Consider the following 13,380-nt stretch of genomic DNA (forward strand, 5'->3'; position numbering starts at 1 on the left):
CTAGGCCAGCCGGTCGGCCAGCCACTCGTGGAAGAGGCCGATGTGGTGCTCGGTCGGCACGAGCACCCCGCCCGCGCGGTAGGCGCGTGACGCCATCGCGGGCTGGGTGCGCTCGCAGGCCTCGAAGTCCTGTTCGTTGACCCGGTGGAAGAGCTCCACCGATCTGGTGAGGTCGACGCCGGACGCGACGACCTCGGGCGCGTACAGCCAGTCGCACTCGACGACCGTGCGGTCCTCGGCCAGCGGGAACATCCGGTGCAGGATCACATGGTCGGGGACGAGGTTGATGAAGACGGTCGGCTTGATCGTGATCGCGTAGTAGCGGCGGTCCTGGTCCTCGGCGACCTCGGGGAGCCGGTCGAAGCCGGGGCTGCCGTCGACGGTGAACCCGCTGACCTCCTCGCCGAAGGAGGCTCCGTGCCCGACGTAGTACTGGGCGGCGAACCCGTCCGCGAACTCCGGCAGGACATCGGTCAGTTCGGGGTGGATGGTCGCGCAGTGATAGCACTCCATGAAGTTCTCGACGATCAGCTTCCAGTTGGCCCGTACGTCGTACGTGACGCGTTTGCCGAGGGCCAGCGACTCCGTCCCGTAGCGCTCTATGGACGCCGTGTCGCCCAGGCGTTCGACGGCCGCGCCGATGACGTTCTCCTCGAAGGACGGCGGTTCGTCGGCCAGGCACACCCAGGCGTAGCCGAGCCACTCCCGCAGCGCGACCTTGACCAGGCCGTACGCGGTGCGGTCGACGTCCGGCATCTTCACCAGGTTCGGCGCGGCGATCAGCTTGCCTTCGAGGTCGTACGTCCATGCGTGGTACGGGCATTGGAGCGCGCGGCGCACCTCGCCCGCCTCCTGGGTGCAGAGCCGGGCGCCGCGGTGCCGGCAGATGTTGAGGAAGGCGCGCAGCTCCCCGGAGCGTGAGCGGGTGATCAGTACGCTCTCGCGGCCGACCTGGACGGTGCGGAAGGCGCCGGGTTTGCCGAGGTCGGCGGCGCGCACCGCGCAGAACCAGAGCGACTCGAAGACGCGTTCCTGCTCCTGCCGGAAGATCTCGGGGTCGGTGTAGAAGTGGCCGGGCAGCGTGGTCAGCAGGCTGGCGGCGGACGGGGCCTCGGGGGTCGTCGTCACGGTGGCGTTCTCCTCGGGCGGGCGCGGCAGTCCTCAAGCGGGCGCGGCGGCAAGGCGGCTGGGGTCGAAGAGCTCGATGGGGTGATCGGTGGTGCCCCGCAGCGCGAGATCGGCGACGATCTCGCCGACGACCGGCACGAACTTGAAGCCGTGCCCGGAGAACCCGGCGGCCACGGTGACCGAGTCCGGGTGGGCCGGGTGGCGGGCGATGACGAAGTGTTCGTCGGGCGAGTTGGAGTACATGCAGGTCGCGGCCTTGAGGAAGCGCCCGGGCAGGGAGGGGATGTGGCCCGCCATGTGCTCCGCCATCGCGGCGACCTCGTCCTCGTGGACCGTGCGCTCGATGGTCTCGGGCGTGCAGGGCGTTCCCTTGCGGAAGAAGGCGACCTTGGCGCCGAGGTCGGGTCCGTCGATGGCGGGGAAGCCGTAGACCTGCACGTCGTCCGCGTCCTCCCAGATGTAGATCGGGTGGTTCTGCGGCAGGAAGGGCCGCACACCGCCCGTCGGCTGGAACCAGTACATGACCTGTCGCTCGATGGTGAACGGCACCCCGATGTCGGTCAGGAGCTGCGGCGCCCAGGCCCCCGGGCAGATGACCAACTGACCGGCGGTATAGGTGTCTTCGGGGGTGTGCACGCGGACGCCGTCCCGATACGGCTCCCAGCGCGTCATCGGCTCCTCGAAGTGCAGGTCGGCGCCCTGCTGCGTGGCGAGCTGCAGATGGGCGGCGACGGTGTTCTCGGGACGGACGAGCCCGGCCCGCGACTCGTACAGCGCGACCTCGTCGTCCCGTGGAGCGAGCGTCGGGAACCGGCGGCGTATCTCGGTGGCGTCGAGCATCTCGTGGGGCAGGTCCCACTGGCGCGCGGAGAGCAGCGAGCCGGAGACGGTGCGGCTCTCGGGCCGGCCGATCATCACGCCGCCGCACAGGGTGGCGATCTCGCGGCCGGTGTCGCGTTCGAGGCGCGCGTACAGCTCGTACGAGCGAAGGAGCAGCGGTACGTACGCGGGGTCCTCGAAGTAGGACTGCCGGGTGATGCGTGAACCGCCGTGGCTGGAGCCGCGGTTGTGGACGGGGCCGAACTTCTCCAGGCCGAGGACGCGGGCGCCGCGCGCGGACAGGTGGTGGGCGGCGGCGCTGCCCATGCCGCCGAGGCCGATCACGATCACGTCATAGGTGGGGGACACAGAGCTTCCTCCAGAACAGCGGCCGCTTGGCCTCTAGCGGCGGATGCGGGTCATCTTCGGGTCGAACAGGGGCTCTTCGGCGACCGTGGCGGGCACCTTCTCGCCGAAGTACTCGACGTGCACGCCCGTGCCCGCCTCCAGCGGCGGAAGCCACGCGTAGGCGACACATCGGCCCAGCGTGTAGCCGTACGAGGCGCTGGTGACGTACCCGGCCGGTGTCCCGTCGACGTGGACCGGCTCCTTGCCGAGGACCACGGCGGCCGGATCGTCGAGCAGCAGGGCGGTCAGCCTGCGCGCGGGGGCGTCGAGTTGTTCGAGTGCGGTACGGCCCACGAAGTCGCCGCGGTCCATGCGGACGGCGAAGCCGACACCCGCCTCGAACGGATTGTGTTCGGTGGTCATGTCATGGCCCCACGCGCGATATCCCTTCTCCAGGCGCAGGCTGTTGAACGCCGACCTCCCGGCCGCGATCACACTGTGCTCCTGTCCCGCCTCCCAGAGGGTGTCCCAGAGTCGGAGCCCGGTGTCGGCGCTGGTGTAGAGCTCCCAGCCCAGCTCACCGACGTACGACAGGCGCATCGCCGTGACCGGGACATGCCCGATGTACGTCTCCTTGGCGCGGAAGTAGCCGAACGCCTCGTGCGAGAAGTCGTCGCGGGTGAGCGGCTGGACGAGGTCGCGGGCGAGCGGGCCCCAGACCCCGATACAGCAGGTGCCCGACGTGATGTCCCGCAGGTGGACGTCGTCGGGGGCGTGGCGCAGGAGCCAGTCGAGATCGGCCGGACTGTTGGCGCCGATCTGGAAGCGGTCCGGGGCGAGCCGGGCCACCGTGAGGTCGGAGCGTATGCCGCCCGCCTCGTCCAGGAGGAGGGTGTACGTCACCGCGCCGGGCTTCTTGGCCAGGTTGTTCGAGGTCATGCGCTGCAGAAAGGCGAGCGCACCGCGCCCTGAGACCTCCAGGCGGCGCAGGGGAGTCATGTCGTACAGGGCGACCTTCTCGCGGGTCGCCTTCGCCTCGGCGGCCGCGATCGGTGACCAGTGGCGGGCCGACCAGGCATCACGCTCGGGGACCTGGACGTCCGCGAGAAGAGGGGCGTTCGCCTCGTACCAGTGCGGGCGCTCCCAGCCGCCGCCCTCCAGGAAGACGGCGCCGAGCTCCTGCTGCCGGGCGTAGAAGGGGCTCACCCGCAGCGGCCTCGGCCGGTCCATGGGCTGCAGCGGGTGGAGGACGTCATAGACCTCGACGAACTGCTGGGCGCCGCGGTCGGTGACGTACGCGGGGGAGCGCTGGGCGTCCTCGAAGCGCGTGAGGTCGCAGTCGTGCACGTCGACGGAGGGCCGCCCGTCGGTCATCCACTCGGCGAGCGCCTTGGCCACGCCCGCGGAGTGCGTCACCCACACCGCCTCGGCCAGCCAGAATCCGCGCAGCGCACGCGACTCACCGAGGACCGGCATCCCGTCCGGGGTGAAGGAGAAGACGCCGTTGAAGCCCTCCGCGACGTCGGTGCCGCGCAGGGAGGGCAGCAGCCATCCGCAGTCCTCCCAACTCGGCGCGAAATCCTCCTCGGTGAAGGGGCACGAGGACGGCATGTCCGCCGCGTCGTCGTACGCAGGGACGGTGAAGGCGTCCACCGGGAGTGGCCGATGGGCGTAGGAACCGATGCCGATGCGGTCGGTGTGCTCACGGAAGTACAGATCGCGGTCCTGGAAGCGGAGGATCGGCTTCGACGCCTCCGTGCGCGGGTTGTTGACGCCCGCGAGCTCGGGGAGCGGTGCGGTCTTCGCGTACTGATGGGCGAGTGGCAGGAGGGGTATGTCGACGCCGGCCATGCGCCCGATGACCGGGCCCCAGAAACCCGCAGCCGACACGACGTGATCGGCCGGGAAGGTCCCCTGGTCGGTCACTACGGCGGTGACGCGTCCTTCCTCATGCTCCACGCCGGTAACGGTGTGCCGGTCGAGGAAACGCGCGCCACGCGCGCGTGCCCGCTCGATCTGCGCACGGCAGGCGAGCACGGCACGGGCGAGCCCGTCGTCAGGGGTGTGCAGCCCGCCGAGGACCTTGCTCTCGTCGATGAGCGGCCACATCTCCTTGCACCGGGCCGGACCGACCAGCTGCGCGCGGACACCCCAGGAAGCGGCGTATCCGGCCTTGCGGTGCAGGTCGGCCCAGCGCTCGGGCGTGGTGGCGAGTTCCAGGCCGCCGACCGGGTTGAAGCAGGGCAGACCGTCCACCTCCAGGGCCCCGAACTTCTCGACCGTGTACGTCGCGAAGGCGGTCAGGGTCTTGGACGGGCCTGTCTGGAAGACGAGACCAGGGGCATGGGAGGTCGAGCCGCCGGGGGCGGGCAGCGGACCCTGTTCGAGGACCGTGACGTCGGTCCAGCCGCGGGCGGTCAGCTCGTCGGCGAGCGAGCACCCGACGATGCCCCCGCCGATGACGACGACGCGCTGCGCCGTGGAACGGCCGCTCACAGGACCACCACCGAACGCAGCACCTCGCCGCGCTGCATCCTGCCGAACGCCTCCTCGACCTGGTCGAGCGTGATGGTCTCCGAGACGAAGCCGCCGAGGTCGAGGCGGCGGCTGAGGTACTGGTCGACGAGGATCGGGAAGTCCCGGGTCGGCAGGCAGTCGCCGTACCACGAGGACTTGAGGGCGCCACCCCGTGAGAACAGGTCGACCAGCGGAAGATCGATCCGCATCTCCGGGTCGGGCACCCCGACCTGCACGAGGACCCCCGCGTGATCGCGCATGTAGAAGGCCTGCTTGTACGTCGACGGTGTGCCGACCGCGTCGATCGCGACGTCGACCCCGAAGCCGCCGGTGAGTTCGCGCACGGCGTCGACCGGGTCCGTGCCCCGGGAGTTGACGGTGTGCGTGGCGCCGAACCGGGTCGCCCCGTCGAGCTTGGCCTCGTCGATGTCGACGGCGATGACGCGGCGCGCCCCCGCCAGCGCGGCACCGGCGATGGCGGCGTTGCCGACGCCGCCGCAGCCTATGACGGCCACGGTGTCGCCGCGGCCCACCTGGCCGGTGTTCACGGCGGCCCCGTAACCCGCCATCACCCCGCAGCCGATGAGCCCGGCGGCCTCGGGGCGGGCCGCCGGGTCGACCTTCACCGCCTGCCCGGCGGCGACCAGGGTCTTCTCGGCGAAGGCGCCGATGCCCAGGGCGGGGCTCAGGGGAGTGCCGTCCAGGAGGGTCATGGGCTGGGCGGCGTTGCGTGAGTCGAAGCAGTACCAGGGGCGGCCGCGCAGGCAGGAGCGGCAGGCTCCGCAGGGCGCCCGCCAGGCGAGCACCACATAGTCGCCGATTGCCAGGTCGGCGACATCGGCACCGATCGCCTCGACGGTGCCTGCCGCCTCATGGCCGAGCAGGAACGGGAAGTCGTCGTTGATCGCGCCTTCCCGGTAGTGCAGATCCGTGTGGCAGACCCCGCAGGCCTGCACGGAGACAAGTACCTCTCCCGGTCCGGGATCTGGCACGACGATCGTCTGCACCTCGACGGGTGCGCCCTTCTTCATGGCGACGACGGCACGGACCTCGTGTGGCACGACCAGACTCCTCTGCTGTTGCGCACTGCACGACGGGTTGCGCTATGAGAGACATAGTGGGAACGCCATCAAGAGGCCGTCAAGGGGTGGGAGTTAACCCTTGGCAAATCAGCAGCGCACAGCGAAACGCCGCCCGCACAAGGCGAGGGCGGAACCAGATGAACCGGTTCCGCCCTCGTTCTGGGCTCTCGTGCTCCGCCCGCGTCCCGGGCTTGTGGTGGCCGTCGCTCAGAAGCCGTAGCCCATTCGCCGCGACAGCTCCACGGCCGCGGCGACCGTGCGCTTGGCGAGCTCGGTCAGCCGGTCCTCGGTCAGGCGGTACACGGGCCCGGAGGCGCTGAGCGCCCCGATCACCTTGCCGTCGTGCGCGCGCACCGGCGCGGCGACGGCCGCGAGGCCCACCTCGAGCTCCTCCACGGCGATGGCGAACCCCTGGTCGACGACGGCCTCAAGATCGCCGCGCAGCGCCACCGTTCCGGTCACCGTGTGCTCGGTCAGGCGCGGCAGTGTCCGTGCGATCAGCCCCTCGCGCAGCGTCGTCGGCAGATGGGCGAGGAGGATCTTGCCGCTGGAGGTGGCGTGCAGCGGCGTGCGCCTGCCCAGCCAGTTCTGCGCGGTCACGGACGCGGGGCCGCGGGCCTGCATGATGTTGACCGCGGCGTCGTCGTCCAGGATCGCGATGTTGACCGTCTCGCCCAGCTCGTCGGCGAGGTCGCGGCAGACCGGCCCGCCCTCCTGGGAGATGTCCAGGCGCACTGCCGCCGCCCCCGCGAGGCGGAGTACGCCGGCCCCCAGGAAGTACTTCCCGCGGTCCTTGGCCTGGCCCACGAGGCCACGGTTCTCCAGGACGCCGAGCAGCCGGAAGGCCGTCGACTTGTGCACCCCCAACTCGTCGGCGATCTCCGTGACCCCGGCCTCGCCGAGCCGGGCGAGTATCTCCAGGACGCTGACCGCGCGGTCCACGGACTGGACGGATGCCGGCGCGGCCTTCGGCTGCTTCTCGCGGGTTCCGGGCCGGTTCTCGGGGCGCTCCTCGTGCGACTCCTCGTTCTGATCAGGCTGTTTCCGCGTGCCGGTCATATCTCAACTCTCACCACCTCGCGGCCCGTTGAAGCCGCATCTGCGGGAAGCCCTTGACGCGGTGGGCTTCCCGGCCGGAGTCTGTTGCGCATAGCGCTCCCTCGTGCGCCATGCGAAACATCATGTTACCGAAGGGTCCTGGGCCGAGAAGGCGTCAGGACCGGCCGAGAGAGATCAAGAGGGGGGCCCATGATTCCCGTCTGCCGCCTAGAAGACCTCCCCGCGGGCGAATCCGTCCGTGTCGACACCACACCTCCCGTCGCGGTGTTCAACGCCGACGGTGAGATCTACGCCATCGACGACACCTGCAGCCACCAGGACGCCTCTCTTTCCGAGGGTTGGCTGGAGGGCTGTCTGGTCGAATGCCCGCTCCATGCCGCCTCGTTCGATCTCCGCACCGGCCGGCCGACCTGTCTGCCCGCCCGCCGTGCCGTGCGAACCCACCGGGTGAGCGTCGACGACGGCACGATCCATGTCCACCTCGTGGCCGAGGAGGGTTCCGCCGCATGAGAACCATCACCGTGGTGGGCGCCTCGCTCGCCGGGCTCTACGCGGCGCGCGAGCTGCGCGCCCAGGGGTACGACGGACGGCTCGTGATCATCGGCGACGAGCCGCATCAACCGTACGACAGGCCGCCGCTCTCCAAGGACTTCCTCGTCGGCCGGGCCGACGAGGCCCAACTCGCCCTGTCCGATGCCGAGGAGGCCGAGGAACTCGCCGCCGAGTGGCTGCTCGGGGTGCGCGCCCGGGGCCTCGACCCCCGCGGCCGCACCGTACTCCTGGAGGACGGCAGGACCATCGCGAGCGACGGGGTGGTCATCGCGACCGGCGCCTCCGCGCGACGTCTGCCGGGGCCCTCCCCGTCGGGGGTGCACATGCTGCGCACCCTGGACGACGCCCGCGCGTTGCGTACGCGGCTGACCGCGGGGCCGCGGCGGGTCGTCGTGATCGGCGGCGGCTTCATCGGCGCGGAGACCGCGTCCTCGTGTGTGGCGCTCGGGCACGAGGTGACGGTCGTCGAGGCGGCCCCGCTGCCCCTTCTCCCACAACTGGGCACGGACATGGCGACGTTCTGCGCGGGACTGCACGCGCGCGGGGGAGCGGAGCTCGTGACGGGCACCGGTGTCGCCTCCCTGCACGGCGAGAGGGCTGTACGCGCGGTGGAGCTGGCCGACGGACGACTGCTGCCCGCCGATGTGGTCGTCGTGGGCATCGGAGCCGTCCCCAACACCGGCTGGCTCGCCGGCTCGACCGTCGCCGTGGGCGACGGGGTGCTCTGCGACGACGGCTGCGTGACCGGTCTGCCGCAGGTCGTCGCGGTGGGCGATGTCGCCCGCGTGGGCGGCACGCGGGCCGAGCACTGGACCAGTGCCACGGAGCAACCCCGAGTCGCCGTACGCAATTTGCTGGCCGGGCACACGGCCGAGACCGTGCGTCCGCTGCCGTACTTCTGGTCCGATCAGTACGGCTCCCGCATCCAGTTCGCCGGGCGGCGGCGCGCCGACGACACCGTCCGCCTCCTCGAAGGGGCACCGGAGGAGGGCAGCTTCCTCGCCGCGTACGAGCGGGAGGGGCACACCACCGCGGTCCTCGCGGTGGACCGGCCGCGCCCGTTCATGCGCATGCGCCGCGGTCTGCTCGCGGAGCTTCCCGTCGCGGCCTAGACGACCTAGACGACCTGGACGGCCTGGGCGCCGCGACCTAAGGGTGCGACAACTGCCCCGCACCGCCGCGCCTGCGTATGCGTGCCTCGCTGCGCGCCGCCGTCCGGGCCTGTCGGCGGGCCCGGCGCCGCTCGCGCCGCAGTTGACGTGCCGTGCTGCTCGGCACCGACACCACGCCGTTGCGCTGGTTCCACACCTGGCGTGTCACCCACACGTCCAGGACACCCCAGGTGGCGACGACGGTGCTCGCCACGCTGCTGAGCACCATCGGGAAGGACAGCCAAGATCCGGCCATCGTGCACAGGAACGCCGTCATCGCCTGCATGAGGGTCAGCGCCACTATGATCACGGCCCGCACCGCGGCCGTACGCACCGGATCGGGCAGGCGCCGTCTGCGCGCCGGTTCCTCGACCCACAACTCCCTGCGGTCCTCGCCGGGCTGCTGCCCGGGCGCCTCGCGCTGATCCCCGCGCGCGGCTGCCTCGTGCTCGTCCCCGGTCGTTTTCTGGCGCTCTGCCGTGGCCATCAATCTCGTCACTCCCCCGATGCTCTCGGGCCGTTCGCTGAGATGTCGGCGGACCCGACTCTCCACTGGCTGCCCGGTATACGCAGCTTTACGCCGCCTGATGGCGGCATGCGCTCCCCTGGCGCCGCTGTCCCCGTTTCCCTAACTCAAGGACGAACAAGAAGTCCGGAAGATTCCCGCCCGGTTCAAAAAAGCGAAGAGTTCCGGCCAACTGGGTTGATCGGCAAGGGTGACTGTGCCGAGTGGCATGTGCCACACGGGGGATGCAATCTCCCGAATTGGAGGGACAACTGGGGACGTCCTTTTTGCGTCACGGCTGAAATCCGTCCGGACATGCCTTCGAGTTACTCCTGCGTCAGTAGTAGGCTCACGCCGTTTGTTGACGCACATGTGTGCCCCTGGCCATAGCGCGGCCGCAGGGGGTCGATCTGGGGGAGGCCATGCGCTTTCGCGGGAAGTCCATCCGCCGGAAGATCGTGGCATTGCTGCTGGTGCCGCTCATTTCCCTGACCGCGATGTGGGGATTCGCCACGTACCTCACCGGCCAGTCGGCCAAGGACCTCATCGACGTCTCCAATGTCGTCGACAGGATCGGCTACCCGATCGAGGACACCGCCCGGGTCGTCCAGCAGGAACGCCGCCAGACCCTTGTCTATCTCGCCGATCCCCGCGCCTCGGACGCGCTCGCCGCGCTGCGCCGCAGCCAGACGGCCACCGACGAGATGATCGACAAGGTCGTGGACAACGCCGAACACCCGGACGTGCGGGACGAGGTCACCGGACAGTCCGCTGACCGGCTCGCCTCGCTCCTCGACTCCTTCGAGGGCATCGAGTCGCTGCGCCGCACGGTCGAGGAAGGCACGATCACCCGCGCCGGCGCGCTGAAGATGTACACGAAGCTGATCGACCCCTGCTACGGCTTCCTGATGACCCTGCACGGCCTCGACGACGTGAAGATGGACCAGCAGGGCCGGGCCCTGGTCGGGGTGGCACGCGCGCGTGAACTGCTGTCCCGCGAGGACTCGCTGCTCGGCTCCGCACTGGTCGCGCGCAGGCTCACCAAGGCCGAGATCCGCGAGATCTCCGACCTCAGGGCCCAGCGCACGCTGCTGTACGAGGTCAACCTCGCCCAGCTCCCGGAGGACGAGCGCGCCGGCTACGAGCGGTACTGGAACGGCGCCGAGACGACCCAGCTCAGGTCGGCCGAGAAGGCCGTCATCGAATCCTCGCCGGGCACCCCTCGCGCCGTCACCTCGGCGCGCTGGGACGCCGCTTCGGGCAAGGTGCTGAAGGATCTCGGAGAGCGCGACAAGGCGGCCGGCGACCGCTACCAGGAGCGTGTCGAGCCGGTGGCGGTCGGCGTGATCGTGCGTGTCGTCGTCGCAGGCGTGTTCGGTCTGCTCGCCCTCTTGTTCTCGGTCTTCATGTCCGTGCGCATCGGCAGCAGCCTCATCCGCGACCTGCGCCGACTGCGCCTGGAGGCCCACGAGGCCTCCGGCGTCCGGCTGCCCGGCGTGCTGCGCCGCCTGGCCGCGGGCGAACAGGTCGACGTGGAGACCGAGGCACCGCGCCTGACGTACGAGAAGGACGAGGTCGGCCAGGTCGGCCAGGCCCTCAACACCCTGCAGCGCGCGGCGGTCGAGGCCACCGTCAAACAGGCCGACCTGCGCCGCGGCGTCTCCGAGGTGTTCGTCAACCTCGCCCGACGCAGCCAGGTGCTCCTGCACAAGCAGCTCACCCTGCTCGACACCATGGAGCGCAGGACCGAGGACACCGACGAACTCGCCGACCTCTTCCGCCTCGACCACCTCACCACACGCATGCGCCGGCACGCCGAGGGCCTCGTGATCCTTTCCGGCGCCGCCCCGTCCCGGCAGTGGCGCAAGCCCGTCCAGCTCATGGACGTCGTGCGCGCGGCCGTCGCCGAGGTCGAGGACTACGAACGCATCGAGGTGCGCCGTCTGCCGCGGATCGCCGTCACCGGTCCCGCGGTCGCCGACCTCACGCACCTGATGGCCGAACTCCTGGAGAACGCCACGGTGTTCTCGCCCCCGCACACCGCGGTGCAGGTTCTCGGCGAGCACGTCGCGAACGGCTTCACCCTGGAGATCCACGACCGGGGTCTCGGCATGGCGGCCGACGCCCTCCTTGACGCCAACCTCCGCCTCGCGGAGACACCGGAGTTCGAGCTCTCCGACACCGACCGGCTCGGCCTCTTCGTGGTCAGCCGCCTCGCCCAGCGCCAGCGCGTACGCGTCTCCTTGCAGCCCTCCCCGTACGGCGGGACCACCGCCGTCGTGTTCATCCCGGAGACGCTGCTCACCGACGACGTGCCGGACACGAACGGCGTCGGTTTCCGACTCGACCGGCCGCAGCCCAAGGACGCCCTGGGCCGCGACGCCGCGGGCGACAAGCAGGCGGCGCTCGGCCAGGTGCCCGTACAACTGCCGGGGCTGCCCGCGTCCGTCCTCGACGGTCCCGTCGAGCTGGAGGCGCCGGTCGGCATGGCGGGCCTCGACTCCTTCCCGGGCACGCTCGGCGACCTGGGCGACCTCGGCGACGCCGACAGCGAGCGCGGCGGTCTCTTCCGCCCGCGCCGCCGCGCGGCCGGGGTCCAGGGCGACGAGCAGCACCAACAGGCGCGCGACGAGCGCGAGACGGGCGAACGCGAGACCACCCGCCCCGGCGACCTGCCCGCACGCGGCAACGGCAACGGCTTCGGTGCCCCCGACGACGACACGGACGCAGCCCCCGGAGACCCCGTACAGCTGCCCCGCCGCAGGACCCCGAAGCTGGTCTCCTCCCACGGCCGCCCCGTGACGCACAACAGGCCCCGTGGCGCCACGGAGGGCGACGAAGCGGCACCGGAGCGCCCCGAGCGCCCCGAACGCACTCAGGCCCCCGTGGGACGCCCCCAGGGCGGTGCGGTGGACCGGGACCGCGGCATCCGCCCCGCGGCCGAGCCCATCGACCTGCCGCGCCGCCCCGAGCCGCAGTCCGCCTGGCCCGACCTTTCCCCGCCGCACCGCGACGTCACCGCGGCCGACGCCCCGCCGGACCTCCCGAGGCGCAGCCGCCGCACGGAGTCCCCGCGTACGGAGCCTCAGGCACCCACACCCGCACCCACCACCGCGCCCGGCGGACTGCCCCGGCGCGTGCGCCAGGCCAATCTCGCCCCACAATTGAAGGACGGTCCGGACCATCGCACGGAGCGCGACCCGGCCCCGGCCACGACCAGGCCGGAGGAGCGCGACGCCGACGAGGTACGCAGCCGAATGGCTTCGCTCCAGCGCGGCTGGCAGCGTGGCCGTGAAGAGAACGCCGCGGGCGAAGACGCCTTGGACGGCACAGCACCAGGAACGACATCTGAGGGGGACGGTCGATGACCGCACCGAAGGCCGACGCACGCATCGCCAATCCCGGGGCGGCGAGGGAGCTGAACTGGCTCCTCGACGACCTGGTGCAGCGGGTCGCCAGCATCCGCAAGGCGCTCGTGCTCTCCGGCGACGGCCTGCCCACCGGCGTATCGCAGGATCTGACCCGGGAGGACAGCGAGCACCTCGCCGCTGTCGCCTCCGGCTTCCACAGCCTCGCCAAGGGCGTCGGGCGCCACTTCGAGGCGGGCCGGGTACGCCAGACCGTGGTCGAGCTCGACGACGCGTTCCTCTTCGTCACGGCCGCGGGTGACGGCAGCTGCCTCGCCGTCCTCGCGGACGCGGACTCCGACGTAGGTCTGGTGGCGTACGAGATGACGCTGCTGGTCAAGAGGGTGGGTGTGCATCTGGGTACGGCGCCGCGCACCGACCTGCCCACGGGAGGGTAGCGGGAGGGTATGAGCGAAGACGGCACAGGGACACAGGGGACGCCTCGCTGGTTCGACGACGACGCCGGGCCCGTGGTGCGGCCGTACGCCATGACGCGCGGCCGGACCACGAGTCCGGCCCAGCATCGCCTCGATCTGATCGCGGTCGTCATCGCGGAGGCCCGTGCCGGTGACCCGGAGGCGGACAGGAGGCTGTCTCCGGAGCACGTGGACATCGTCGGGCTCTGCCGTGACAGCCCCCAGTCGGTCGCCGAACTGGCGGCCGAACTGGACCTTCCCATCGGCGTGATCCGCGTCCTCATCGGCGATCTCGTCGATGACGAACTGGTGCACGTGACACGTCCCGTACCCCCGGCGGAACTGCCGGACGAGAGTATTCTGCGCGACGTGATCAACGGCCTCCGGGCGCTCTGA

11 protein-coding genes are annotated in these 13,380 nt (G+C 71.0%); 5 read left to right on the plus strand and 6 right to left on the minus strand.

Annotated features, from left to right (window positions below; all coding sequences use genetic code 11):
* The 5 genes from AB0I66_RS30245 to AB0I66_RS30265 form a co-directional block, all read right to left on the minus strand.
* Positions 1–1,128, minus strand: a complete 1,128-nt coding sequence (locus AB0I66_RS30245) for an aromatic ring-hydroxylating dioxygenase subunit alpha (protein ID WP_363211102.1) — start codon at positions 1,126–1,128, stop codon at positions 1–3.
* Positions 1,129–1,161: 33 nt separating this feature from the next.
* On the minus strand, positions 1,162–2,316 hold the full coding sequence (gene solA / locus AB0I66_RS30250) for an N-methyl-L-tryptophan oxidase (RefSeq protein WP_363211103.1): 1,155 nt from the start codon (positions 2,314–2,316) through the stop codon (positions 1,162–1,164).
* Positions 2,317–2,349: 33 nt separating this feature from the next.
* Positions 2,350–4,791: an FAD-dependent oxidoreductase gene (locus AB0I66_RS30255; RefSeq protein WP_363211104.1), complete on the minus strand. Its 2,442-nt coding sequence runs from the start codon at positions 4,789–4,791 to the stop codon at positions 2,350–2,352.
* Entirely contained in the window at positions 4,788–5,873 is a 1,086-nt protein-coding gene (locus tag AB0I66_RS30260; RefSeq protein ID WP_363211105.1) for an S-(hydroxymethyl)mycothiol dehydrogenase, read from the minus strand. Before AB0I66_RS30260 ends, AB0I66_RS30255 begins: the two co-directional genes overlap by 4 nt.
* Positions 5,874–6,101: 228 nt before the next feature.
* A complete protein-coding gene (locus AB0I66_RS30265; RefSeq protein WP_363211106.1) occupies positions 6,102–6,953 on the minus strand; it encodes an IclR family transcriptional regulator in 852 nt (283 codons plus the stop codon).
* Positions 6,954–7,142: 189 nt separating this feature from the next.
* On the opposite strand from AB0I66_RS30265, the gene AB0I66_RS30270 reads away from it, so the two are divergent.
* A complete protein-coding gene (locus AB0I66_RS30270; RefSeq protein WP_363211107.1) occupies positions 7,143–7,463 on the plus strand; it encodes a bifunctional 3-phenylpropionate/cinnamic acid dioxygenase ferredoxin subunit in 321 nt (106 codons plus the stop codon).
* Complete coding sequence (locus AB0I66_RS30275) at positions 7,460–8,617, plus strand: FAD-dependent oxidoreductase (protein ID WP_363211108.1); 1,158 nt, start codon at positions 7,460–7,462, stop codon at positions 8,615–8,617. Before AB0I66_RS30270 ends, AB0I66_RS30275 begins: the two co-directional genes overlap by 4 nt.
* 37 nt (positions 8,618–8,654) lie before the next feature.
* Here AB0I66_RS30275 and AB0I66_RS30280 read toward each other — a convergent pair whose 3' ends face one another.
* Positions 8,655–9,143: a hypothetical protein gene (locus AB0I66_RS30280; RefSeq protein ID WP_363211109.1), complete on the minus strand. Its 489-nt coding sequence runs from the start codon at positions 9,141–9,143 to the stop codon at positions 8,655–8,657.
* Between the two features lie 440 nt (positions 9,144–9,583).
* On the opposite strand from AB0I66_RS30280, the gene AB0I66_RS30285 reads away from it, so the two are divergent.
* The 3 genes from AB0I66_RS30285 to AB0I66_RS30295 are packed head-to-tail and all read left to right on the plus strand — an operon-like array spanning position 9,584 to position 13,380.
* Complete coding sequence (locus tag AB0I66_RS30285) at positions 9,584–12,529, plus strand: nitrate- and nitrite sensing domain-containing protein (protein ID WP_363211110.1); 2,946 nt, start codon at positions 9,584–9,586, stop codon at positions 12,527–12,529.
* Positions 12,526–12,966 (plus strand): roadblock/LC7 domain-containing protein, encoded by a 441-nt coding sequence (locus tag AB0I66_RS30290; RefSeq protein WP_363211111.1) that lies wholly within the window; start codon positions 12,526–12,528, stop codon positions 12,964–12,966. Before AB0I66_RS30285 ends, AB0I66_RS30290 begins: the two co-directional genes overlap by 4 nt.
* A gap of 9 nt (positions 12,967–12,975) precedes the next feature.
* Positions 12,976–13,380 carry a DUF742 domain-containing protein gene (locus AB0I66_RS30295; RefSeq protein ID WP_363211112.1) on the plus strand — a complete coding sequence of 135 codons (405 nt, stop codon included), beginning with the start codon at positions 12,976–12,978 and terminating at the stop codon, positions 13,378–13,380.

It is taken from the genome of Streptomyces sp. NPDC050439 (assembly GCF_040655335.1).
Lineage (GTDB): Bacteria > Actinomycetota > Actinomycetes > Streptomycetales > Streptomycetaceae > Streptomyces.